The sequence below is a fragment of the Micromonospora sp. NPDC048063 genome (genome assembly GCF_043202855.1).
GTDB lineage: Bacteria > Actinomycetota > Actinomycetes > Mycobacteriales > Micromonosporaceae > Micromonospora.
Genome location: NZ_JBIDBG010000004.1, coordinates 41,489 through 63,013 on the forward strand (window position 1 = coordinate 41,489; position 21,525 = coordinate 63,013).

Genomic DNA, 21,525 nt, shown 5'->3' on the forward strand with positions numbered 1-21,525 from the left:
CACTACTGCGCATTGCGAAATAGTGTCAAAGGAACGCGCCGCGCGGCGGGTCAGGCCGCGCGGCGCGCCGCCTCGTCCGCGATCCGCAGCAGATCCCGGAGTACGTGCACCAGCGCGCGAGCCTGCGCCAGGTCGATCGGCCAGCGCTCCGGGTCGTCGCCGGCCGACAACTCCAGCAGGACGCCGGCCGGAGCCAGCCGCCCGACGTCCATCTGCCAGAGCGCGGCACGCACCTGGATCACCTCGTCGCCGCGCGGCGCGGCCGGCCGCAGGCGGGACAGGTGCAGCGCGCTGGTCCCGCAGCCGCTCTCGGGCACGCACCACGTCGGGTGGAGGCGTCGGATCGTCACGTCATCGCCCCTCGTCGGGTTGTGAGGGCACTGTGGGCCCCGGGTCGCCCCCATCATCGTGACCATCCGACTACGGTCGGAAGTCACGCGGCGGGCACCGGCCGGCGGTGGCCCGCCCGGCCCGACGTGTGAAGCCCGGTGAGCGAGGTGTGATGACCAGACCCCAACTGTCGACGCTGGATCTCCTGGCCGGCGAGCTGCGGCGGCTGCGCACCGAGCGCGGGCTGAGCCAGGAGGAACTGGCCCGGCGGATCAACTACTCCGGCTCGCTCGTCGGGATGGTGGAGATCGGCCGGCGTACGCCCTCGCTCGACTTCGTCCGGCGCGCGGACGAGGCGCTGGACAGCGGCGGCCTGCTCGGACGGATCCTGCCGCTGGTCAGCGTGGAGACCGCGCCGGCCTGGTTCCGGCCGTGGGTGGCCGTCGAGCAGGAGGCGGCCACGCTGTGGTGGTTCGAGATCTCCGTCCTGCCCGGCCTCCTCCAGACCGAGGGCTACGCCCGCGCGGTCCTCGCCGGCGGCGGGCTGCACTGCCCGGAGCAGATCGAGCAGCGGGTCACCGCCCGACTCCAGCGACAGCAGATCCTCGACCGCGCCCAGCCACCGCAACTGGTCGCGGTCATTGACGAGGGCATCCTGCGCCGGCCAGTGGTCGACCAGTTCGGGGTGATGCGCGAACAGCTTGAGCATCTGATCGCGTTGTCGGCGCGTCCGCACGTCCACCTGCATGTTGTTCCGACCGAGGTAGGCGTCTACCCCGGCCTTGCCGGGCCGTTCATCCTGGCCGGGTACGCCGACGGAGGCTGGGTGGCGCATCTCGACAGCCCGCTGCGCGCCCAGGTGCTGGACCGCGCCGAGGAGATTGCCAGCCTGCACCGCAGGTGGGAAAGTGTCCGCTCAGAGGCGCTGTCCCGGCGGCAGTCGCTGACCCTGATGCAGGAAGTGGCGAAGACATGGAGCTGACCGACGCCCGGTGGCGCAAGTCCACCCGCAGCGACAACGGCGGCGCCTCGTGCGTGGAGGTCGCCGACAACCTGCCCGGCGTGGTGCTGGTCCGCGACAGCAAGGACCGCTCGGGCCCCGTGCTCACCTTCGGCCCGACCGCCTGGTCCCACTTCGTCGCCGGCGTCGCAGGGCGTCACCCGCGCTAGCCGTACCGGATCCGCGCTCTACTGCCAGGTGGCGGTGTCGGGGTCGATGCCGTGGGCACGTGCACTGGCGTCGACGCTTTGCCGAAACCACGTGGCGAGGCCGGCGCGGATGCCGTCGTAGTGGGCAGCAAATGCCGGATCGGCCTCGAACATGCGGCCGAGACAGACCTGCATCTGCCTGGTGAGGGGAAAGTACGACGTGAAAACCTCACGGTGCCGCTCGACGAGTTGATTCGCTTCGGGTCTGCCAGGGGCGACACCGGCGTCCACCGCGTCGCCGAGGGCACGGTCGAGGTCAGCGACGGCGTCGGCGATGGCCTGCCATTCCTCCGGACTGCGAGAGGCTGAGCGTTCGGCGTACTGCTGCCATTGCGCCGTGTCTCCGTAGCGCTGACGGGCTTGGGCGGGCCAGTCCGTGTTCCACTTGGGGCCGAAGATCGCGGCCTGCTGCTCGACGGTCAGCAGCAGGCCGCGCTCGTGGGCGGCGATCATCCGATCCAGGCCGGCGCTGAGCTGCTGGAGGCGGTCGATCCGTTGGGCCACCTGGGTGCGCTGCGCGCGCAGTGCGCCGGGCACGTCCACGGTCGCGTCGTCCAAGATGGCCCGAATCCCGTCCAGATCGAGGCCGATCTCCCGGTAGACGACGATGCGGTACAGGCGTTGCAGATCGCCAGCGGTGTAGAGCCGGTATCCGGCAGTCGTGCGCAGCGACGGTCGCGCCAGACCGATGTCATCCCAGTGGTGCAGCGCGCGGACTGTCACGCCCAGACGCGTCGAGACCTGACCGACGGTCAGCCCATCGACGTCAGTGGCATCAGGCATGCTCCTCATTGTCGCCGCGACCGCCGCCCGGTGGGGTGATCCCCATGGCTTCAAGGTTCCGCGCCTCCCGACTGGCCGGATCAAAGGGCTTCGCCGCAGTGAAGACGATCCGCGCGTTCTCGGGGGTGACCACCTCCACATCGCGGGTGTTCCATGGAGTGTCCCGCGGGCCATCGACCGAGTTCGGGCTCAACGCACGACAGGCCTCGACAAGGGAATCGATCTGGTTGAGCACGCACGCGAAACTGACGCTCATCGCCGGCGCCTGCGCCGGAACGCTCGCCGCCGAGACGAGGAGCACGTCCTGGAACGCCCACCGGCGCAGGTGCACGAGCGTGCCGGGGATGCTGAACAGCTCGAAGAACCCGAGCCCACGAGTCCAGAAGTCCACCGACGCCGCCAGATCGCTCGTGGGGATCGACGCGAACGCGGGCATTCCGTAGATGCCCCGGAACGGCTCCGGCGCAACCGCATCCGGGCCGGGATCGGGCACGGGACTGATTTCAAAAGCGTCGTAGTGATCACTCATGCACCCCACCCTCCGGCCTCACGCGGCGTGAGGGTCAAGCCGGATCTGTGAACCGAGTCTCCACGCACGGATCAGACATAGAGCTTGCGGAGTTCCCGGGCGATGTCGGAGACCTCGGTCATCGCGCCGCTGGCCACCGACATCACGAAAGCTTCGGCCTGATCGACGTCGACATCGCGGATCGGGACCTCGTTGAGGGCCAGGAAGACACGCGCCGCCGCCCAGGCGAGACGCTTGTTCCCGTCGATCAGCGCGTGGTTCATGCAGATCGAGTGCAGCAGCGCGGCGGCCTTGCCCCACAGTTCGGGGTAAGCCTCCTGGCCGAACGCAACCGTGGCGGGCCGCACGACCGCGGAGGAGAGCAGGCCGGGATCACGCACCTGCGGTGCCTCGCCGAGGACGATCGAGGCGATCTCCATCAGGTCGTCGACGTCCAGGTAGTTGATCACTCGGCAAGTCGCCGCAGCAGCTCGGCGTCACGGTCCGCGACCTCGCGGGCAAGACCCTGTACGCGGGCGCGACGGCTGCGAGCAGCCACGTACTCCTCCACCGCCACGACGATGGTGGCGTTCATCGACCTGTGCTCCTGCTCGGCGAGAGCCTTCAGCCGCTCGTGCAGACCGTCGGGGAGATTGACCGTGGTGACCATATGGAAATCATACCGCTGGTGACCAGCGGATTCCGGGTCGCGCGACCTCAGGCCAGCGACCAGGCGATGCCGTCGAGGATGTCGTGCTCGGAGGCGACCACCGAGGCCATCCCGGCCCGCTCCATGATCACCCGGAGCACCAGGGCGCCGGCGCCGATCACGTCCGCCCGGCCCGGGTGCATCACCGGGATCGCGAGCCGCTGCTCCCGGCTCTTGCCGAGCAGGTCGGCCGTCACGTCGGCCACCGCCTCGTACGACACCCGGGCGTGGTGGATGCGGCCCGGGTCGTACTCCTGGAGGCCCTGGGCGATGGCGACCACGGTGGTGACCGACCCGGCGAGCCCGACCAGGGTGGCGGCCTGCCGGCCCGGCACGGCCGCCAGCGCCCGGTCGACCGCGACGGCGATGTCGGCCTGCGCGGCGGCGACCTCGGCCATGCCCGGCGGGTCGCCGTGCAGGTGCCGCTCGGTCATCCGGACGCAGCCGATGTCCATCGAGATGGCCGCCTCGACGCCGCCGGCGCGGCTGCCCACGACGAACTCGGTCGAGCCGCCGCCGATGTCGATGACCAGGAACGGTTCCTCGGTGCCGGCGGGCAGCCCGCGCACCGCGCCGGTGAAGGAGAGCCGCGCCTCCTCGTCGCCCGTCACCACCTCGGGCGCGACCCCGAGGGTCCGCTCGACCATCTCCCGGAAGTCGGCGGCGTTGGAGGCGTCCCGGGACGCCGACGTGGCGCACATCCGGACCCGCTCCGCGCCGAGTTTCTCGATCTCGGCCGCGTAGGAGGCCAGCGCGACGCGGGTGCGCTCGATGGCCTCCGGGGCCAGCCGGCCCGTCTTGTCGACGCCCTGGCCGAGGCGGACGATCTCCATCCGCCGGCTCAGGTCGACCAGCGGCGCGTCCGGGCCCGCCGAGGGATCGGGCAGGTCGGCGACCAGCAGTCGGATCGAGTTGGTCCCGCAGTCGATGGCGGCCACGCGCGTCGTCACGGCAGCAACCCTACGGCAGGATCCGGGGCTTGTTCGCCGCCCACCCGCACCGGGCTGGGGCCACGGGCGGATGCTCCCATGGAGGTCAAGGGGTGAGGGCGGCGAAGTCGGCGCGTAGGGTGTCGGCGGCCGGACCTCGCCTACCGGCCGGTGGCTACCCCCAGTTCCGGGCAGCGAGGGCGTAGGGGCCGAACCTGCCCCAGGCGACCAACACCGCCAACGCGAGCACCACCAGGTTGCCGATGCTGTGGGGGTATTCTCCCCGGCCGATGTGCACGATCCCGCCGCCGAGCATGACAACGGCGAGACCGGTGGCGGCGATCGGAGTGAGCACAGGCGCGATCAAGGTGAGGGCGGGAAGGACCAGCCCGGCCGCGCCGAGCACCTCCAGGACGCCGATCACCTTCACCATTCCGGAAGAGAAGTCGACCACCCACGGCATCAACGGGACGAGCGAGTCCTTGGCCATGACGACCTTCATGCCGCCCGCCCCGGCGAACAGGACGGCGAGGAGGCCCTGGGCGACCCAGAGAACGATCTTCAACGTAACTCTCCATAAAACGAAGGGAACCCTGCGGTTAAGCGGTGCGCCAACCGTACCAGAAACGCAGGGCACCCTTCACTTCGTAGGATTGGGTCATGAGATCTGGTAAGGGGCTGCGGAGGGACGCCGAACTCAACCGGGTACGCGTCGTGGCGGCAGCCCGTGCGGTGTTCGGCGAGCGCGGGCTGGAGGCACCACTCGAGGACGTGGCCCGGCGGGCCGAGGTCAACATCGCCACCCTCTACCGGCACTTCCCGAAGCGGGAGTCACTGATCGAGGCGGTACTGACCGATCGGCTGAACGAGCTGGCCGACCTCGCCGAGCAGGCCGTTCGGGCACCCGACCCCGGGGCCGCCTTCCGCGACTTCGTCGAGCGGGTGTGTGCGATGCAGGCCGCCGACCGAGCGGTGACCGAAGGCTTCACCGCCTGTTTCCCCAACTCGCCCGGCATGGAGGAACCCCGGTCCCGGGCGCTGGGCGCACTGGATGCCCTGATCCGGCGCGCCCAACAGGAGGGCCAGCTGCGCTCCGACGTGACGGGCGCCGACGTCATGCTGTTCCTGATGGCCAACGCCGGCGTGCTGCGCTCCACCCGGCAGGCGGCGCCGGGGGCGTGGCGGCGCCTGGTGGCGCTACTGCTCGACGCCTGCCATCCGGAGGGCTTCGCATCCGCACTGCCCCCCGTCCCCACTTCCGAGGAGCTGCACGACGCCATGGTCGCCACCCGCCCCGGCCGCTGACCAGCGAACGGTCGGTCAGAGGCGCAGCAGCATCCGGGTGTTGCCGAGGGTGTTCGGCTTGACCCGTTCCAGGTCCAGGAACTCGGCGACACCCTCGTCGTAGGAGCGCAGCAACTGCTCGTAGACGGGCTGCGGCACCGGCGCGCCGTCGATCTCGGTGAACCCGAACGACCCGAAGAACCGGGTCTCGAAGGTGAGCACGAAGATCCGGGCCACGCCCAGCTCGCGGGCGGCGTCGATCAGCTCCGCGACGATCCGGTGGCCGAGCTTCCGGCCCCGGCAGGACGGGTCGACCGCCACCGTCCGGATCTCGGCCAGGTCCTCCCACATCACGTGCAGCGCGCCGCAGCCGATCACCGCGCCGTCGTCCGCCCGGACCGCGACCCGGAACTCCTGCACGTCCTCGTAGAGGGTGACGGTGGCCTTGCTGAGCAGCCGCCGGTCGTCGGTGTAGGTGTCGACCAGCCGCCGGATGCCGCGCACGTCGGAGGTGCGCGCCCGCCGCACCACGATCTCGTCGGCCCCCGTCACGCCCGCGCCCGCCGTCGTCACTCGGCCGCCGGCGCGTCCACGCAGGGGCCGGCCGCCCACCACTTCTCCACCAGCGCCAGCGTCTCGTCGCCGAACGGGTTGACCCCCGGCCCGGCACCCAGCGCGTGCCCGAGGTGCACGTGCAGGCACTTCACCCGGCCGGGCATGCCGCCGGCGGAGATGCCGGCGATCTCCGGGACCTCGCCGATCGCCTCCCGGCGGGCCAGGTAGTCCTCGTGCGCGGCGCGGTAGCGCGCGGCCAGCTCCGGGTCGGTGGCCAGCCGGTCGGCCATCTCCTTCATCAGCCCGGCCGACTCCAGCCGGCTGCACGCCGCCGTGGCGCGGGGGCAGGTCAGGTAGAACAACGTCGGGAAGGGCGTGCCGTCGGCCAGGCGCGGCGTGGTCTCCACCACGTCGGGCAGGCCGCAGGGGCAGCGGTGGGCGACCGCCCGGGTGCCCCGGGGCGGGCGGCCGAGCTGCGCGGCCACCGCGGCCAGGTCGGCCTCCGTGGCCGGCTCGCGCTTCGGCGGGGGTACGGAGTCCGCCGCCGGCTCCTGCGGTGGTACGACTGTCACGGTGCCCATCTCTCGTTCGGTGCTCGGGTGCTGCTCACTTGTCGGGCTGGTCGCCGTTGGCGGCCCGCACGCTGGACCAGAGGGTGTCATACCAGGGGTCGGGCGTGGCCGGCTTCGCCGACTGGGCGGCCCCGCCGGCGGCGTCCCGCGCGGCGCCCTCGGGGTCGGAGAGCACGACCAGCAGCGTCTCGTCGGGGCGGACCATGAAGAACCGCTCCCGGGCCTTCGTCTCGATGTACGCCGGGTCCTGCCACTTGGCCGCCTCGGCGGAGAGGCCCTCGATCACCTCGCGCTGGGCCGCCTGGGCGGCCTCCATCCGCTCGATGTCGGCCTGCTGGTCGAGGTAGACCCGCACCGGGTAGGTGTAGGCCAGGGCGAGCGCGATCAGCACCGCGAACAGCACGGTGGCCCGCCCGGTGAGGCCCCGGGAGCGGGGTGCGGTGAGCCGCTTGACCGTGCCGCCGGCCGCCGTACGACGGGCCCCGGCGGGCCGGTTCGCGGAGCGTACGCCCTCGGCGCCCCGGGCCGTCCCCGGTGCGCGACCGGCGGTGGCACGCGGCTCGGCGCGGACGCCGCCGTCGCGGACCGAGGCCCGGGCGCCCCGGGCCCCGCCCGGCCGGCCGGAGTGACCCGGCCGGCGGGCGGGACGCTGACCACCCGGTGTGCGGCGCTGCTGCATCGTCACACCCCTCCCCCGAGGTTCGCGCGTCTCAGGCCGAACGGTAGCGCGGGAACGCGCCCGCCCCGGCGTACCGCGCCGCGTCGGCCAACTCCTCCTCGATCCGCAGGAGCTGGTTGTACTTCGCGACCCGGTCCGAGCGGGCCGGGGCACCAGTCTTGATCTGGCCGCAGCCGGTGGCCACCGCCAGGTCGGCGATGGTGGTGTCCTCGGTCTCGCCGGAGCGGTGGCTCATCATGCACTTGAAGCCGGCCCGGTGGGCGAGGTCCACCGCGTCCAGGGTCTCGGTCAGCGAACCGATCTGGTTGACCTTGACCAGGACCGCGTTGGCGGCGTTCTCGGCGATGCCGCGGGCGATCCGCTGCGGGTTGGTGACGAACAGGTCGTCGCCCACGATCTGGATGCGGTCGCCGACGGAGGCGGTGAGGGTCTGCCACCCGGTCCAGTCGTCCTCGGACAGCGGGTCCTCGATCGACACGATCGGGTAGTCGCCGATGAGCTTGGTGTAGTAGTTGCTCATCTCCTCGGCGGTCTTCGCGGCGCCCTCGAAGGTGTAGGTGCCGTTGTCGAAGAACTCGGTGGCGGCCACGTCGAGCGCGAAGACGATGTCGGTGCCGAGCCGGTAGCCGGCCTTCTCGACCGCCTCGGCGATCAGGTCCAGCGCGGCGGAGTTGGTGGGCAGGTTCGGCGCGAAGCCGCCCTCGTCGCCGAGGCCGGTGGAGAGGTCCTTCTTCTTCAGCACCGACTTCAGCGCGTGGTAGACCTCCGCGCCGGAGCGCAGCGCCTCGCGGAAGCTGGGCGCGCCGATCGGCGCGATCATGAACTCCTGGATGTCGACGTTGGAGTCCGCGTGCGCGCCGCCGTTGAGGATGTTCATCATCGGCACCGGCAGCAGGTGCGCGTTCGGGCCGCCCAGGTAGCGGAAGAGGCTCAGCTCCGCGCTGCCGGCCGCCGCCTTGGCCACGGCCAGGGAGACGCCGAGGATGGCGTTCGCGCCCAGCTCGGACTTGCTGTCGGTGCCGTCGATGTCGAGCATCTTCTGGTCGATCAGCCGCTGCTCGCTGGCCTCGTAGCCGATGAGCTCGTCGACGATCTTGTCCTCGATGTTCGAGACCGCCTTCTCGACACCCTTGCCCTGGTAGCGGTCGGCGTCACCGTCGCGCAGCTCGATCGCTTCGAAGGCGCCGGTGGAGGCGCCGGAGGGCACCGCCGCACGGGCGATCGTGCCGTCGTCGAGCCCGACCTCGACCTCGACGGTCGGGTTGCCCCGCGAGTCCAGAATCTCCCGCGCGACGATTCCCTCGATGGTTGCCACTGAGTCGCTCCTCGTTTGTGTGGTTCCGGTCCGGTTCGGGCCGCGACGGTGCGGCTGAGGCAGGTGTTGAACGCAGCGTATCGGGCGGCCGTCGGACGCGGGCGGTCCGGGCGCACGGGGACCGGATCCGGAACCCGCCCTCCGGCGGCGCTTTACACAGACATTCCCGAATTCTCGGGCCTCAACCGGCAACGGGTTTGCGCGCGGTTGACCCGATCGGCCACGCTGTTCGCCATGCCCGCCGCCTCGACCACCCTCCGCATGCTCGCCGTGTCGGTCATCGCGTCGCTCACGGTGACCGGCTGTCAGACCCTGGACGACGCCGGCCGGGCGATCGGGCGGGCCGACCTGGTCAACGACGTGGCCGCCCGGCTGGACGGGGCGCTGGAGCTGACGTACTCGGCCGACTACCAACTTCCCGGCGGGCAGACCGCCACCATCGTCCAGGCCCAGGAGCCGGCCCGCTCCGCCTACACCTGGCCGGGCGGCAAGCTCACCGTCACCCCGGAGGCGACCACCCGCTGCGAGACCGCCGCCGGCCGGGCGACCTGCACCCTGGAGGCCCCGCCCGCGCCCAACGCGAAGCCCTCGGTGGCCCTGTTCACCGAGGCCAAGCAGCAGGGCCTGGTCACGCCGCCGATCGTGGTGGGGCTGCTGACCGCCGCCGCGCTCGAACCGGACGCGGTGATCACGCAGAGCGACACCACCCTCGCCGGTCGCCATGCCACCTGCGTCGACGTGGAGCGGTCGAGCGGCGACTTCATCGCCTGCGTGACCACCGAGGGGGCGCTGGGCAGCTTCACCGGCCAGGTCGACGGCAAGCCGGTCGAGCTGGCCCTGCACCGCTACCGCGAGACGGTCGACGCCACCGCGTTCGCCCTGCCGTCCGGCGCCGGCGTGGTGGACCGCCGGACGACCACCTCGTGACCGGCCCGGCCGCCGCCCCGAACCCGGCCGGCACGGCCGCCACCCCGTCCGGTGCGGCTGGTGGGCACGCGGCGTCGGGTCGCGGACGACCGGGCGGGTTCGTCCCCGGGGCCGACCGCGCCGTCGCGCCCGCGCCGACCGACCTGGCCCTGCCGGTGGCCGGTCGCAAGCTGCTGACCGCCGCCGACGGCGCCGTCCTGCGGGTCGCCGACCTGCCGGCCGACACCGCGTGGGTGCCGCTGGGCACGCTGGACGGCGTCCCCGCGTGGGCGGCCGAGGCGACCGGGCAGGAGGAGCTATCCGGGGCGACGGGGCTGCCGGCCCGCTGGCGCGGCTGGGTGTCGCTGGCCGCCGAGGTACCCGAGCCACTCGCCACGCTGGCCGGCCGGGCGCTGACGGTGGTCGACTGGCGGCGTACGCACCGGTGGTGCGGGGCCTGCCGGGCCGAACTGGCCGACGTGCCCGGGGAGTCGGCCCGGCGCTGCCCCGACTGCGACCTGTACGTGCCGATGCGGCTCTCCGCCGCCGTGCTGGTGGCGATCACCCGTCCCGGGCCGGCCGGCCGCCCCGACGAGCTGCTGCTGGTGCGGCACGCGTACGGGCCGACCGCGCTGTGGGCGCTGGTCGCCGGGTTCGTCGAGGCCGGCGAGACGCTGGAGGCGGCCGCCCACCGCGAGGTCGGCGAGGAGGTCGGGCTGACGCTGGCCGGGCTGGCCTACTTCGGCAGCCAGCCGTGGGCGCTCTCCGGCCCGAACGTGCTGCTCACCGGCTTCACCGCCACCGCCGCCGACCCAGGCGCCGAGCCGGTCGTGGACGGGCGGGAGCTGACCGAGGCGCGCTGGTTCCCGCTCGACCGGCTGCCGGCGGAGCTGCCGCCCGCGTACTCCATCTCGCGCTGGCTGATCGACGCGACGGCGACCGCCGCGCGGCGGTGAGCGTGCCCTGCGCGTGCTCTACCGTGCGGGGCGCTACGCGTGCTCTACCGCGCGGGGCGCGGCGCGTGCGCTGTTAGGAGGGGGCCCTTCCTCTACCGAAAACGTTAACTAGTTGCCCTTCCTTACACGCCGAGCAGGGTGCGCAGGTGGCGCGGGGGCGGGCAGTCGTGGGCGAGCATCGCGTCGTGCCAGTCGCGCACCGACACGCCGGCCGGGCGGGCCGCAGCGATCTCGGCCACCTCGCTGTAGCCGACGAAGTACGTCGAGAGCTGCGTCGAGGTGAGCAGGGCGCGCCGCCACTTGCCGGCCGCCTCGCCCTCCTCCTGGAAGCCCCGCCCGGTCAGCAGGGCCATCGCCTCGGCCTCCGGCAGCCCCTCGCAGTGCACGAGCTGGTCCAGCAGCGCGTTGATGGTCATCCGGAGCTGCATCTTGAGCTGTTGCAACCGGACCGGCAGGCCGCCGAAGCCGAGGCCGACCATCAGCTCCTCCGCGTAGACCGCCCAGCCCTCGATGAACGGCCCCGACTCGGTCAGCGCCCGGACCCGGGTGGGGCCGACGTGCCGGCGGGCGTGGGCGAGCTGGAGGAAGTGCCCCGGCATCGCCTCGTGCACGGTCAGGTTGCGGATCATGTGGTCGTTGTATTCCCGGTAGAACGACTCGACCCGCTGCGCGGGCCAGTCCGCCGGGGTGGGCGCGATGCAGTAGAAGGTCGGCACGGCCGCCGTCTCCAGCGGGCCCGGCGAGTCGCAGTAGGCGACCGCGACGCCCCGGGCGAACTCGGGCATCTCCTGGATCACGCAGGGGTCGTCGACCAACGTGACCAGGTCGTGGGCGCGGACGAAGTCGGTCGCCTCGTCCAGGGTCACCGAGGCGAGCGCCACGATGGTGTGGTCGTCGGGGTGCTCGGCGGCCAGCAGGTCCAGCGCGCGGCGCACGGTCTCGTCGTCGGCCGGGCCGCCGACCAGCTCGACGGCCGCCGCGCGGATCTCCTCGGTGACCCGGTCCAGGTTGGCCCAGGCCCGGCGCTGGATCTCGGCGGCGCCCAGCTCGGTGTCGAGGGTGTGCCAGAGCCGCGCCTCCCAGCGGCGGCGACCCAGGCGCGGGTCACGCCCGGGGCCGGCGTCGGCCGCCAGGCCCACGCGCAGCCACGCGACGAACTCCTCCAGCGCGGCGATCGCCGCGATGGCGGCCGGCTCGACCCGGTCGTGCAGGGCGGGCGCCTGCGCGAGCAGGGCCGGCACCTCGTCGCGGATCAGCGCCGCCGTGCCGGTGAACTGCCCGACCGCCGTCTCGGCGTGGATGCGCGGCATGTCGCGCAGCGTGGCGCGGGCGGTCGCCAGCGCGTCCGGCACCGCCGCGAGCCGGCCGGCCAGGCTGGTCAGCCGCTCCTCGACCGGGGCGTACGGGCGGGCGGCCAGCGCGTGCAGCAGCGGCCCCGGATTGTGTACCAGCGGGTCCCACTCGTGCGCGCGGATCTCGGCCCACTCGAACAGCGCCTGGTCCACGAACGAGGTGAGCAGGGCGTGGTCGACCCGCTCCTCGACCTCCAGCGCGTCCGGGTCCAGCTCGGAAAGCGCGTCGGCGGCCTCCCTCAGCATCGCCTGATCGGCCGCGGCGGCGGTCGCGGAGAGATCCGGCAACCGGTCGTCGTACCGGTGGTCCCCGGTGGAGGTCGCGAGCCCCGGCCGGCTCTCCAGCAACGCGTCGACGATCCGCTCGGCGAGCGGCACAAAGGATTCCACCCACCGACCCTACCGGCGTTCGGCCGTCCTGACCGCGTCCGCGTAGGCGAGGGCGGCTCGGCGCAGGGCCGCCTCCGCGTCCAGGCCGGCCTCGCGGGCCGCTGCCACCGTGGCGAGCAGGCCCGCGCCGAGCCGCGCCTCCGGGTCCACCTGGGACTCCGCCAGCGGGGGCGGCACGGCGAGCCCGACCCGGCCGGCGCGGTCGAGGATCTTGGCGGCCAGGGCGAGCGCGGGCTGGCTCAGCGCGATGCCGTCCAGCACCGAGTCACGCGCCTTCTCGGCCCGCTTGATCCGCTCCCAACTCGCCTCGATCTCCTCCAGCGTGCCCGCCTCGCCCTCCGCGAAGACGTGCGGGTTGCGCCGGACCATCTTGTCGACCAGGCCCCCGGCCACGTCGTCGACGGTCCACCGCCGCCCCTCGGGCAGCTCCTCGGCGAGCCGGGCGTGCAGCACCACCTGGAGCAGCACGTCGCCCAACTCCTCGCGCAGCGCGTCGGTGTCCTCGGCGCTGATCGCGTCGTACGCCTCGTAGCACTCCTCCAGCAGGAAGCCCGCGAGGCTGCGGTGGGTCTGCGCCCGCTTCCACGGGTCGCCGCCCGGCGAGACCAGCCGGTCCATCACCGCCACCGCGTCGAGCAGCCGGGCGCCCGGCGGGTCCCACGAGCCGTACATCAGCTCCAGCTCGGCCAGCCCCGGCTCGCGGGCCAGCCGCAGGCCCAGCTCCCGGGCCAGCGACTCGTCGCCGGCCGGGCCGGCCAGCCACACCACGGTGCCGTGCGCCGCCGCCGCGTCCAGCAGCGCCTGCGTCGCCGGGCCGTCGACCACGGTCACCTCGGCGCCCGCCGCGCGGACCGCCGTGGTCAGCTCGCTCTCCGCCCCCACCAGCACCGGATGCCGGCGTACGACGTCCCAGGCGGCGGCGGTCAGCAGCCCGGCCGGCAGCCGGGGCGAGGTGACGAGCAGGACGATCCGCGCCGGCATGCTCAGCTGTCGGCCGGGCCGGCCGCCTCCGCCCCGGCGGGCGGCAGCGGATCCGGGGTGGAGACGTCGGTGACCGCGTCCGAGCCGGGCTCGCCCAGCGGCACGCTCACCGCCGGGGCGTTGCCGGCGAAGCTCAGCACCGGGAACTCCAGCGGGCGGTAGCGGGGGTTGACCGTCACGTCGTGCGCGGCGACCGCCTCGGCCAGCGCCTTCCGGGTGGCCAGCGCGGTGCGGAACTGCTCGCCGTCGAGCTGGCCGGCGGCCGCCTCGTCGGTCACGTCGGCCGGGATGGCGCCCGCCTCGCGGCCCGCCGCCACCACGTCCCGCAGCTCCTGCTCGGTCGGCGCGGCCGGCGCCCCGGTCGGCACGCCGGACAGGCAGGTGTAGAGGTCGGCCACCCGCCGCACGTAGTCGGTGTCGGGCGACAGGCCGAACTGCTGGGCGAGCTGCGCCGCCGGCACCGCCCCCCGGGGCTGGTAGTTCTTCTCCGCCGAGACCTGTGCGCAGACCTCGCTCAGCACCAGCACACTGACGACCTCGCCGCGCCCGGGCAGCTGCGGCGCGGGCGCCGAGGGCCGGGCGTCGGGGGCGGCGGACTCCCCGCCCGGGGTCGGGTTCTTCGTCCGCAGGTCAGTCATGACCCCGGCGACGGCATCCTCGGTGATGCGCTGGTCGCCCACGTAGGCGGCGACACCGGGCTCGGCACGGCAACCGGAAAGGGCGACGAGGCCGATCGCCACGCTGGCGACGGCGACAAGACGGCGAGCACGCATGACGGCCACTCTCTCATGCCGCCCGCGGCCCGTGTGACGCCGCCCACCCGTCGCCCCGCTCACCGGGCCGGCACCCCGACCGCCGCCGGCTCGCCCAGCACGTCGGAGAGGAGCTGGGCGCACCACTCCAGGAGGGCCTGGTCGCGCAGCGGCTCGCCGCCGATCCGCCGGGTGCTCGGCCGGGGCACGCTGACCTGGTCGAGCGCCGACTTGTAGACCGAGTCGGGGTGGTAGCGCTTGAGCCGCAGCTGCTTCGAGTCGGGCAGCGGCAACGGGCCGAACCGGATGTGCTTGCCCTGCATGGAGACGTCGGTGAGGCCGTAGCGGCGGGCCAGCAGCCGGAACCGCGCCACCGCGACCAGGTTCTGCACCGGGGCGGGCGGCTCGCCGTACCGGTCGGTCATCTCGGCGACCACCTCGCGCAGCCGCTCCTCGTCGCGCGCCTCGGCGAGCTTGCGGTACATCTCCAGGCGCAGCCGCTCCACGCCGACGTAGTCGTGCGGCAGGTGCGCGTCGACCGGCAGGTCGACCTTGACCTCGGTCTCCTCCTCCGGGCGCTCCCCCTTGAACGCCTGCACCGCCTCGCCGACCATCCGCACGTACAGGTCGAAGCCGACGCCCTCGATGTGCCCGGACTGCTCGCCGCCGAGCAGGTTGCCGGCGCCCCGGATCTCCAGGTCCTTCATCGCCACGTACATGCCGGCGCCCAGCTCGGTGTGCTGGGCGATGGTGGCCAGCCGCTCGTGGGCGTGCTCGGTCAGCGGCTTCTCCGGCGGGTAGAGGAAGTACGCGTACGCCCGCTCCCGGCCCCGGCCGACCCGGCCCCGGATCTGGTGCAGCTGGGCCAGGCCGAGCAGGTCGGCACGCTCCACGATCAGGGTGTTGGCGTTGGGGATGTCGATGCCGGACTCCACGATCGTGGTGCAGACCAGGACGTCGAACTCCTTCTCCCAGAAGCCGACCATCACCTTCTCGAGCGCCTCCTCGCCCATCTGGCCGTGCGCCACCGCCACCCGGGCCTCGGGCACCAGCTCGCGGAGCTTCCGGGCCGCCTTCTCGATCGACTCGACCCGGTTGTGCAGGTAGAAGACCTGCCCGTCGCGGAGCAGCTCGCGGTGGATGGAGGCGGCCACCTGCCGCTCGTCGTACGCCCCGACGAAGGTCAGCACCGGGTGCCGCTCCTCGGGCGGGGTGGCGATGGTGGACATCTCCCGGATGCCGGTGATCGCCATCTCCAGGGTGCGCGGGATCGGGGTGGCCGACATGCTCAACACGTCGACCGAGGCGCGCATCGTCTTCAGGTGCTCCTTGTGCTCGACGCCGAAGCGCTGCTCCTCGTCGACGATGACCAGGCCGAGCGACTTGAACCGGGTGGCCGCCTGGAGCAGCCGGTGGGTGCCGATGACGATGTCGGCGGTGCCCTCGGCGGCCATCGCCAGGGCCTGCTCGGCCTCCTTGGGCGTCTGGAAGCGGGAGAGCTGTCTGATCGTCACCGGGAACTGGCTCATCCGCTCGGCGAACGTGTTGTAGTGCTGCTGCACGAGCAGGGTGGTGGGCACCAGCACCGCCACCTGCTTGCCGTCCTGCACCGCCTTGAACGCCGCCCGGACGGCGATCTCCGTCTTGCCGTAGCCGACGTCGCCGCAGATCAGCCGGTCCATCGGGACGGTCTGCTCCATGTCCCGCTTGACCTCTTCGATCGCCGCGAGCTGGTCCGGCGTCTCCTGCCACGGGAAGGCGTCCTCCAGCTCCCGCTGCCACGGCGTGTCGGGGCCGAAGTTGTGCCCCTTGGACGCCTTCCGGGCGGCGTAGAGCTGGATGAGCTGCGCGGCGATCTCCTTGACCGCCTTGCGGGCCCGGGCCTTGGACTTCTGCCAGTCCGAGCCGCCCATCTTGTGCAGGGTCGGCTGCTCGCCGCCCACGTAGCGGGAGAGCTGGTCGAGCTGGTCGGTGGGGACGAAGAGCCGGTCGCCGGGCTGGCCGCGCTTGCTCGGGGCGTACTCGATGACCAGGTATTCCCGGGACGCGCCGTTGACGGTGCGCTGCACCAGCTCGACGTAGCGGCCGATGCCGTGCTGCTCGTGCACGACGTGGTCGCCGGCCTTCAGCTCCAGCGGGTCGATGGTGTTGCGCCGCCGGCTCGGCATCCTGCGCATGTCTCGCGTGGAGGTGCCCCGCCCGCCGGTGACGTCGTTGCCGGTGAGCAGCACGAACCGGGACGCCTCGTCGACGAAGCCGCTGGCCAGGTTGCCGCAGCTGACCAGCAGCTCGCCGGGGGCGGGGGCGGCCGGGATCTCCTCGGTCAGCCGCGCGCCGAGACCGGCGTCGCGGAGCACCTCGACCGCCCGCTGGGCGGGGCCGTGCCCCTCGAAGACCAGCGCGATCGACCAGCCCTCGCCGGCCCAGCGCTTCAGGTCGTCGACGACCCGGGCGGTCTCGCCGTGGTAGAGCGGGGCCGGCTGCGCGGCCAGGGTCACCGCGATCGCGTCGTCGGGGGTGACGTCCACCTCGCCCGGCTCGTCCTCCCAGGGCTCCCGCGCCGGAGCGCCCTCCGCCTCGGCCAGGCCGAACGGCGACAGCGTCCACCAGGGCCGGCGCAGCCGCGCGGCGGCGGCGCGGACGTCCGCCAGGGTCCGGAAGGCGGCGGCGCCGAGGTCGACCGGGGCCTGCCCGCCGACGGCGGCCGCCGCCCAGCTCGCCTGGAGGAACTCCTCGGAGGTACGCACCAGGTCGTGCGCCCGGGTGCGGATCCGCTCCGGGTCGCACAGCAGCACGTGGGTGCCGGCCGGCATGCAGTCCAGCAGCAACTCCATCGAGTCGGCGCCGATCAGCGCCGGGGCGAGGGACTCCATCCCCTCGACGGGGATGCCCTCGGCCAGCTTGTCGAGGATCTCGGCCAGCTCCGGGTGCTCCTCGGCGAGAGCGGCGGCCCGCTTCCGCACCGACGGCGTGAGCAGCAGCTCCCGGCAGGGCGGCGCCCACAGCTGCGGCACCTGCTCGATGGTCCGCTGGTCGGCGACGGCGAAGGTGCGGATCTCCTCCACCTCGTCGCCCCAGAACTCGACCCGGGACGGGTGCTCGTCGGTGGGCGGGAAGATGTCGAGGATGCCACCGCGTACGGCGAACTCGCCCCGCTTGGTGACCAGGTCGACCCGCGCGTACGCCATGTCGGTCAGCCGGCGGGCGACCTCCTCCAGGTCGGCCTCCTGGCCGGCGGCGAGCTGCACGGGTTCCAGGTCGCCGAGCCCCTTGAGCTGCGGCTGGAGCAGCGACCGGACGGGCGCCACGACCACCCGCAGCGGACCGGTGCGGCCGTGCGCGTCGGCCGCCCCCGGGTGCGCGAGCCGGCGCAGCACGGCCAGCCGCCGGCCGACCGTGTCGGATCGGGGTGACAGGCGCTCGTGCGGCAGCGTCTCCCAGGACGGGAAGACCGCCACCTGCTCGGGCGGGAGCAGGGCGCCCAGCGCCGAGGCCAGGTCGTCGGCCTCCCGCGTGGTCGCGGTCACGGCGAGCACGGGGCGGCCCGCGCCGCCACCCGACCCTTCGCCTCGGGCACCGCCAGCCGCCCCGCCGCCTCGGGCACCGCCGCCGACCGGGTCCGCCGCGACCGCGGCGACCGCGAACGGGCGCAGCGCGGGCGGCGCGGTGATGTCGAGGCCGTCGACCTGCGCGGCACCGGAGCGCGCCAGGTCACGTGCCCGGGCCAGCCCGGGGTCGGCCAGGGCGGCGGAGAACAGACCGGTGAGCATGTCAATCACTTCCCGTGGGATCGCCGGCTCGGCACGCGGCAGCGCCGCAGCACGACAGAAGCCCCGCGTCCGTCGGGACGGGGGGTGCACGCCCGCCAGCCTATCTCGCGGCGGGGACAATCTCGCCCAGAGCCGACGGCGGCGCCTGGCGTGGAACCCCGATCCCGACCCGGGCCGGCCCCGGGCAGGACCGGATCTTGACCAGGGCAGCGCCGATCGGGACCGGATCTTGACCAGGGCAGCGCCGGCGTGGTCGGCTTCGATCATGAGCAGTCAGTGGCGGGCACAGTTCGACGCGGAGGTCACCTTCGCCAACGGCGGCGGGCTGCGGACCGACGGGTTCCGGCTCGACATCCCCGGCCGGGAGATCGGCGACGACGAGCTGGCGGCGCTGTTCGTCCGGCACCTCGGGCTGCTGATGGTGGCCGAGGTGCGGATCAGCGACAAGACGATCATCGAGGAGCCGCACAAGGGCGGCCGGGGCCTGACCGGCCCGGACGGCGCGGCCGATCCGGACAGTGCGGCCGGCCCGGGCGGCGCGGACGGGCGGCGGCTGGTCGAGCTGAGCCACGTGGTCACCGACGGGATGACCACCCTGCCGGGCTGGCCGGCCCCGCGGATCAGCGAGTGGCTGACCCGCGACGCGTCCCGGGCGAACTACGCCCCGGGCACCGAGTTCCAGGTGGGGCGGATCGACATGATCGCCAACACCGGCACGTACCTGGACACCCCCGCGCACCGCTACGCCGAGGGCGCCGACCTCGCCGGCACGCCGCTGGACCGCCTCGCCGACCTGCCCGGCACCGTGGTCCGGGTGCCGGCCGGCACCCGCGCGATCGACCGGCTGATGCTGGCCCCGTACGACGTCGCCGGGCGGGCAGTGCTGCTGCACACCGGCTGGGACGCGCACTTCGGCACCGACCGGTACAGCGCGCCGGAGGCGCCCCACCTCACCGGGGAGGGCGCCCGGGCCCTGGTCGAGGCGGGCGCCGCCCTGGTCGGCATCGACTCGATCAACATCGACGACATGAGCCCGGCCGCCGCCGGCGAACGCCCGGCGCACAGCACGCTGCTGGCGGCCGGCGTCCCGATCGTGGAGCACCTGACCGGCCTCGACGCCCTGCCCCCGAGCGGTTTCCGGTTCACCGCCGCTCCGCCGCTGGTCGCCGGGATGGGCACCTTCCCCGTCCGCGCCTTCGCCGTCGTCCCGGCCTGACCTCGCCCGGCCCGGCCCGCAAGCGGGCGGACGGGCGGCTTCGGTGGAACGCCATGGGTGTCAGGACGGTTCGTTGACACCCGTGACGTTCCACCGAGCGAGCGCCGACAGCGGCGGGTGGTCAGTAGCGCACCGAGATCCGGCGCTCGACCGCGTCCACCCGGATCTCGCCGCCGTACGGGACGATCAGCTGCGGGTCGGTGTGGCCGAGGTCGACGTCGAACACCACCACGGCGTCCGGGTTGTAGGCGGCGAGCGCCCGGGTGACCGCCTCCCGCTGGGCGTCGGCCCACTCCCGCCGCTGGGGCACGGAGTGCGGCCGCTCGAAGTCCCATGCCTTCGCCCGGCCGACCAGCACCGCCGGGAACGCGGCGAGCAGGCCCCGCTCGCCCATGTTGCGCAGGATCCGGAACACCTCGGTCGCCGAGGGCATCTCCTCCGACGTCTCGACGATCAGCACCGACCCGGCCAGTGCCCCGGCCGACGGGAGCCGGTCGGCGGCGAGCAGCCAGTGCAGGATCTCCAGGTTGCCGCCCCAGGTGCACCCCTCGACGACCCTCGACGGCCCCTGCCAGCGCCAGCCCTCCCCCGGCAGCATCTCCGGCTCGTGGGCCAGCGACGCCGGGTCCCGCCAGTCGTTCGGCCGGTCGCCCCACTCCGGCGCGGGCGTCAGGTCGTACCAGCCGGAGGTGAAGAGGGCGGCGCGCAGCGAGTCGAACGTCAGCGGGTGCGGCCTGCCGGCTCGGCCGAGGTGCACCAGCACCGACCCGCCGTGGTAGGCCACGATCCCCAGCCGGTGCAGGTGGTTGAGCACGTTCGTGTTGTCGGAGTACCCGAAGTACGGCTTCGGGTTGGCCCGCAGCACCGCGTCGTCCAGGTGCGGGGTGACCGTGATCAGGTCGTCCCCGCCGATCGTGGCGAGCACGGCGGTGATCGTCGGGTCGGCGAAGGCGGCGGTCAGGTCCCGCGCCCGGTCGCGCGGGTCGGCGTCCATCACCCGGGTCGTCGGGTACTCCACCGGCTCCAGGCCGAACTCCTCGCGCAGCCGGCGCAGCCCCAGCTCGTACACGTGGGGGAAGATCGCGGGCAGGCCGGCGGAGGGCGAGACGACCGCGACCCGGTCGCCGGGGCGGGGTTTCGGGGGATAGTTCGGCGACGTCATGATCGGACGCTATCGGGTCAGTCGAACGGTTTCCGCCCGAATAACCGCGACGAAAGCCCCGAAAGCCGCCCTAGGCTGGCGGCGTGGACGAGGGGGCGCGCAACCGGCTGCGGACCGTGGGGCTGCTGCTCGGCACCCTCGCGCTCGCCACCGCGTTCATCGCCGCCTACGTCGGCGCGCTGCACCAGCCGACCCCGCGCGACGTGCCCGTCGGGGTGGTGCGCGGCGACCAGAAGGCGCAGGCCCTCCTCGACGCCGTACGCAACCAGACCGACAAGATCAAACCCGTCGAGTACGACGACCCGGGCGCCGCCGACGACGGCCTGACCACCCGCGAGGTGTACGGCGTGCTCGCCGCCACGGCCGAGGGCGGGCTGGCCCTGACCACCGCCAGCGCCGCCTCGCCCGCCGCGGCCGACGTCGTCGCGCAGGTGCTCTCCACCGCCGCGCGGCAGGCCGAACTCCCGCTGCGGGTGACCGACGAGGTGCCGGTGGCCGGGACCGACCCCCGCGGGCTGGTCCCGTTCTACCTGGCCGTCGGGTACGTCCTCGGCGGCTACCTCGCCTCCACCGTCCTCGGCCTCGGCAACGGCACCGCGCCGCGCGGACCACGCCGCGCCGGGCTGCGGATCGCCGCGCTGGCGGCGTACAGCCTGGTGCTCGGGGCCCTCGGCGCGGTCGTGGTCGGCCCGGTCCTCGGCGTCTGGGACCACGACCTGGTGGGCGTCGCCGCCACCGGGACGCTGGCGGTGTTCGCGGCGGCGATGGTCGCCTCCGCCGTGCAGGGCTGGCTGGGGCTGCTCGGCACCGGGCTGGTGATCCTGCTGCTGGTGGTGCTCGGCAACCCGGGCTCCGGCGGCATCTACGCCCCCGAGTTCCTCCCCACCTGGCTGCGCGGAATGCACCGGTGGAACGTGCCGGGACTGGCCACCGACCTGCTGAAGTCCGTCGTCTACTTCGACCGCCGGTCGACCGGCTGGGCCGTGACCGGGCTCGCCCTGTGGTGCGTCCTCGGCGCGGCCGGGCTGCTCACCGCCAGCCTGGTCCGGGGCCGGCGGGCGGCGCCCCGCCATGCCGGGCGCCCCGCGTCTCCAACGGACTGAGGAATGGGACGAAATCGGGACCCCCTCCTGACGGCGGGGTCGTCGTGGATACGATCCAGGGGAT

The 21,525-nt window shown here is 73.5% G+C and carries 23 protein-coding genes; 7 read left to right on the forward strand and 16 right to left on the reverse strand.

Features of this window, described 5'->3' with window-relative positions; genetic code table 11:
- Positions 1–50: 50 nt before the first annotated feature.
- Entirely contained in the window at positions 51–350 is a 300-nt protein-coding gene (locus tag ACGFZ2_RS11890) for a hypothetical protein (RefSeq protein WP_393258646.1), read from the reverse strand.
- A 152-nt stretch (positions 351–502) separates the two neighbouring features.
- Between ACGFZ2_RS11890 and ACGFZ2_RS11895 the strand changes: the two genes are divergently transcribed.
- On the forward strand, positions 503–1,312 hold the full coding sequence (locus ACGFZ2_RS11895) for a Scr1 family TA system antitoxin-like transcriptional regulator (RefSeq protein ID WP_393452646.1): 810 nt from the start codon (positions 503–505) through the stop codon (positions 1,310–1,312).
- Positions 1,303–1,500 carry a DUF397 domain-containing protein gene (locus ACGFZ2_RS11900; RefSeq protein WP_393452649.1) on the forward strand — a complete coding sequence of 66 codons (198 nt, stop codon included), beginning with the start codon at positions 1,303–1,305 and terminating at the stop codon, positions 1,498–1,500. The genes ACGFZ2_RS11895 and ACGFZ2_RS11900 overlap by 10 nt, the downstream gene beginning before the upstream one ends.
- A gap of 18 nt (positions 1,501–1,518) precedes the next feature.
- Here ACGFZ2_RS11900 and ACGFZ2_RS11905 read toward each other — a convergent pair whose 3' ends face one another.
- From ACGFZ2_RS11905 to ACGFZ2_RS11930, 6 genes are all read right to left on the reverse strand, one after another.
- Positions 1,519–2,322, reverse strand: a complete 804-nt coding sequence (locus ACGFZ2_RS11905; RefSeq protein WP_393452652.1) for a MerR family transcriptional regulator — start codon at positions 2,320–2,322, stop codon at positions 1,519–1,521.
- Positions 2,315–2,851: a VOC family protein gene (locus ACGFZ2_RS11910; protein ID WP_393452655.1), complete on the reverse strand. Its 537-nt coding sequence runs from the start codon at positions 2,849–2,851 to the stop codon at positions 2,315–2,317. The genes ACGFZ2_RS11905 and ACGFZ2_RS11910 overlap by 8 nt, the downstream gene beginning before the upstream one ends.
- 71 nt (positions 2,852–2,922) lie before the next feature.
- Positions 2,923–3,300: a type II toxin-antitoxin system death-on-curing family toxin gene (locus tag ACGFZ2_RS11915; RefSeq protein WP_393452658.1), complete on the reverse strand. Its 378-nt coding sequence runs from the start codon at positions 3,298–3,300 to the stop codon at positions 2,923–2,925.
- Positions 3,297–3,500 (reverse strand): Arc family DNA-binding protein, encoded by a 204-nt coding sequence (locus tag ACGFZ2_RS11920; protein ID WP_350703367.1) that lies wholly within the window; start codon positions 3,498–3,500, stop codon positions 3,297–3,299. The genes ACGFZ2_RS11915 and ACGFZ2_RS11920 overlap by 4 nt, the downstream gene beginning before the upstream one ends.
- Before the next feature lie 47 nt (positions 3,501–3,547).
- Positions 3,548–4,477 carry an exopolyphosphatase gene (locus ACGFZ2_RS11925; RefSeq protein ID WP_393259210.1) on the reverse strand — a complete coding sequence of 310 codons (930 nt, stop codon included), beginning with the start codon at positions 4,475–4,477 and terminating at the stop codon, positions 3,548–3,550.
- A 166-nt stretch (positions 4,478–4,643) separates the two neighbouring features.
- Positions 4,644–5,033 carry a DoxX family protein gene (locus ACGFZ2_RS11930; protein ID WP_393258637.1) on the reverse strand — a complete coding sequence of 130 codons (390 nt, stop codon included), beginning with the start codon at positions 5,031–5,033 and terminating at the stop codon, positions 4,644–4,646.
- A gap of 95 nt (positions 5,034–5,128) precedes the next feature.
- Between ACGFZ2_RS11930 and ACGFZ2_RS11935 the strand changes: the two genes are divergently transcribed.
- Complete coding sequence (locus ACGFZ2_RS11935) at positions 5,129–5,773, forward strand: TetR/AcrR family transcriptional regulator (RefSeq protein WP_393258635.1); 645 nt, start codon at positions 5,129–5,131, stop codon at positions 5,771–5,773.
- Positions 5,774–5,788: 15 nt separating this feature from the next.
- Here ACGFZ2_RS11935 and ACGFZ2_RS11940 read toward each other — a convergent pair whose 3' ends face one another.
- From ACGFZ2_RS11940 to eno, 4 genes are read right to left on the reverse strand one after another with little or no spacing between them, the layout of a single operon-like run.
- Positions 5,789–6,304 carry an amino-acid N-acetyltransferase gene (locus ACGFZ2_RS11940; RefSeq protein ID WP_393452662.1) on the reverse strand — a complete coding sequence of 172 codons (516 nt, stop codon included), beginning with the start codon at positions 6,302–6,304 and terminating at the stop codon, positions 5,789–5,791.
- Positions 6,305–6,321: 17 nt separating this feature from the next.
- Positions 6,322–6,879 carry a DUF501 domain-containing protein gene (locus ACGFZ2_RS11945; RefSeq protein ID WP_393452665.1) on the reverse strand — a complete coding sequence of 186 codons (558 nt, stop codon included), beginning with the start codon at positions 6,877–6,879 and terminating at the stop codon, positions 6,322–6,324.
- Positions 6,880–6,913: 34 nt separating this feature from the next.
- On the reverse strand, positions 6,914–7,558 hold the full coding sequence (locus tag ACGFZ2_RS11950) for a septum formation initiator family protein (RefSeq protein WP_393453643.1): 645 nt from the start codon (positions 7,556–7,558) through the stop codon (positions 6,914–6,916).
- 31 nt (positions 7,559–7,589) lie between these two features.
- Positions 7,590–8,873: a phosphopyruvate hydratase gene (eno, locus tag ACGFZ2_RS11955; RefSeq protein ID WP_350703373.1), complete on the reverse strand. Its 1,284-nt coding sequence runs from the start codon at positions 8,871–8,873 to the stop codon at positions 7,590–7,592.
- Positions 8,874–9,107: 234 nt separating this feature from the next.
- Between eno and ACGFZ2_RS11960 the strand changes: the two genes are divergently transcribed.
- Together ACGFZ2_RS11960 and ACGFZ2_RS11965 are read left to right on the forward strand one after the other, a co-directional pair.
- Positions 9,108–9,800 (forward strand): hypothetical protein, encoded by a 693-nt coding sequence (locus ACGFZ2_RS11960; RefSeq protein WP_393452668.1) that lies wholly within the window; start codon positions 9,108–9,110, stop codon positions 9,798–9,800.
- Positions 9,797–10,735, forward strand: a complete 939-nt coding sequence (locus tag ACGFZ2_RS11965; RefSeq protein ID WP_393452671.1) for an NAD(+) diphosphatase — start codon at positions 9,797–9,799, stop codon at positions 10,733–10,735. The genes ACGFZ2_RS11960 and ACGFZ2_RS11965 overlap by 4 nt, the downstream gene beginning before the upstream one ends.
- A gap of 122 nt (positions 10,736–10,857) precedes the next feature.
- On the opposite strand, the gene ACGFZ2_RS11970 is transcribed toward ACGFZ2_RS11965, so the two are convergent.
- Genes ACGFZ2_RS11970 through mfd form a run of 4 tightly spaced genes read right to left on the reverse strand, consistent with a single transcriptional unit; the run spans position 10,858 to position 17,980 of the window.
- The gene (locus tag ACGFZ2_RS11970; protein ID WP_393258625.1) at positions 10,858–12,477 is read right to left on the reverse strand and encodes a DUF885 domain-containing protein; all 1,620 of its coding nucleotides are present in this window, start codon (positions 12,475–12,477) and stop codon (positions 10,858–10,860) included.
- 9 nt (positions 12,478–12,486) lie between these two features.
- The gene (locus ACGFZ2_RS11975; RefSeq protein ID WP_393452674.1) at positions 12,487–13,458 is read right to left on the reverse strand and encodes a nucleoside triphosphate pyrophosphohydrolase; all 972 of its coding nucleotides are present in this window, start codon (positions 13,456–13,458) and stop codon (positions 12,487–12,489) included.
- A gap of 2 nt (positions 13,459–13,460) precedes the next feature.
- On the reverse strand, positions 13,461–14,231 hold the full coding sequence (locus ACGFZ2_RS11980) for a hypothetical protein (protein ID WP_393258621.1): 771 nt from the start codon (positions 14,229–14,231) through the stop codon (positions 13,461–13,463).
- A gap of 59 nt (positions 14,232–14,290) precedes the next feature.
- Positions 14,291–17,980 carry a transcription-repair coupling factor gene (gene mfd / locus ACGFZ2_RS11985; RefSeq protein WP_393258618.1) on the reverse strand — a complete coding sequence of 1,230 codons (3,690 nt, stop codon included), beginning with the start codon at positions 17,978–17,980 and terminating at the stop codon, positions 14,291–14,293.
- A gap of 265 nt (positions 17,981–18,245) precedes the next feature.
- On the opposite strand from mfd, the gene ACGFZ2_RS11990 reads away from it, so the two are divergent.
- Complete coding sequence (locus ACGFZ2_RS11990) at positions 18,246–19,196, forward strand: cyclase family protein (protein WP_393452677.1); 951 nt, start codon at positions 18,246–18,248, stop codon at positions 19,194–19,196.
- 121 nt (positions 19,197–19,317) lie between these two features.
- On the opposite strand, the gene ACGFZ2_RS11995 is transcribed toward ACGFZ2_RS11990, so the two are convergent.
- Positions 19,318–20,358 (reverse strand): S66 peptidase family protein, encoded by a 1,041-nt coding sequence (locus ACGFZ2_RS11995; RefSeq protein WP_393452680.1) that lies wholly within the window; start codon positions 20,356–20,358, stop codon positions 19,318–19,320.
- 83 nt (positions 20,359–20,441) lie between these two features.
- Here ACGFZ2_RS11995 and ACGFZ2_RS12000 point away from each other — a divergent pair, with 83 nt between their 5' ends.
- On the forward strand, positions 20,442–21,461 hold the full coding sequence (locus tag ACGFZ2_RS12000; RefSeq protein ID WP_393258611.1) for a hypothetical protein: 1,020 nt from the start codon (positions 20,442–20,444) through the stop codon (positions 21,459–21,461).
- Positions 21,462–21,525: the final 64 nt, after the last annotated feature.

Excerpts from the sequence above, each read along its gene's own strand:
- ACGFZ2_RS11900 (WP_393452649.1), top strand. The coding sequence starts at position 1,303 with ATGGAGCTGACCGACGCCCGGTGGCGCAAGTCCACCCGCAGCGACAAC.
- ACGFZ2_RS11975 (WP_393452674.1), bottom strand. The coding sequence starts at position 13,458 with ATGCCGGCGCGGATCGTCCTGCTCGTCACCTCGCCCCGGCTGCCGGCC.
- ACGFZ2_RS11990 (WP_393452677.1), top strand. The coding sequence starts at position 18,246 with ATGAGCAGTCAGTGGCGGGCACAGTTCGACGCGGAGGTCACCTTCGCC.
- ACGFZ2_RS11995 (WP_393452680.1), bottom strand. The coding sequence starts at position 20,358 with ATGACGTCGCCGAACTATCCCCCGAAACCCCGCCCCGGCGACCGGGTC.
- ACGFZ2_RS11905 (WP_393452652.1), bottom strand. The coding sequence starts at position 2,322 with ATGCCTGATGCCACTGACGTCGATGGGCTGACCGTCGGTCAGGTCTCG.
- ACGFZ2_RS11895 (WP_393452646.1), top strand. The coding sequence starts at position 503 with ATGACCAGACCCCAACTGTCGACGCTGGATCTCCTGGCCGGCGAGCTG.
- ACGFZ2_RS11920 (WP_350703367.1), bottom strand. The coding sequence starts at position 3,500 with ATGGTCACCACGGTCAATCTCCCCGACGGTCTGCACGAGCGGCTGAAG.
- ACGFZ2_RS11910 (WP_393452655.1), bottom strand. The coding sequence starts at position 2,851 with ATGAGTGATCACTACGACGCTTTTGAAATCAGTCCCGTGCCCGATCCC.
- ACGFZ2_RS11950 (WP_393453643.1), bottom strand. The coding sequence starts at position 7,558 with ATGCAGCAGCGCCGCACACCGGGTGGTCAGCGTCCCGCCCGCCGGCCG.
- ACGFZ2_RS11980 (WP_393258621.1), bottom strand. The coding sequence starts at position 14,231 with ATGCGTGCTCGCCGTCTTGTCGCCGTCGCCAGCGTGGCGATCGGCCTC.
- ACGFZ2_RS11935 (WP_393258635.1), top strand. The coding sequence starts at position 5,129 with ATGAGATCTGGTAAGGGGCTGCGGAGGGACGCCGAACTCAACCGGGTA.
- mfd (WP_393258618.1), bottom strand. The coding sequence starts at position 17,980 with ATGCTCACCGGTCTGTTCTCCGCCGCCCTGGCCGACCCCGGGCTGGCC.
- ACGFZ2_RS11960 (WP_393452668.1), top strand. The coding sequence starts at position 9,108 with ATGCCCGCCGCCTCGACCACCCTCCGCATGCTCGCCGTGTCGGTCATC.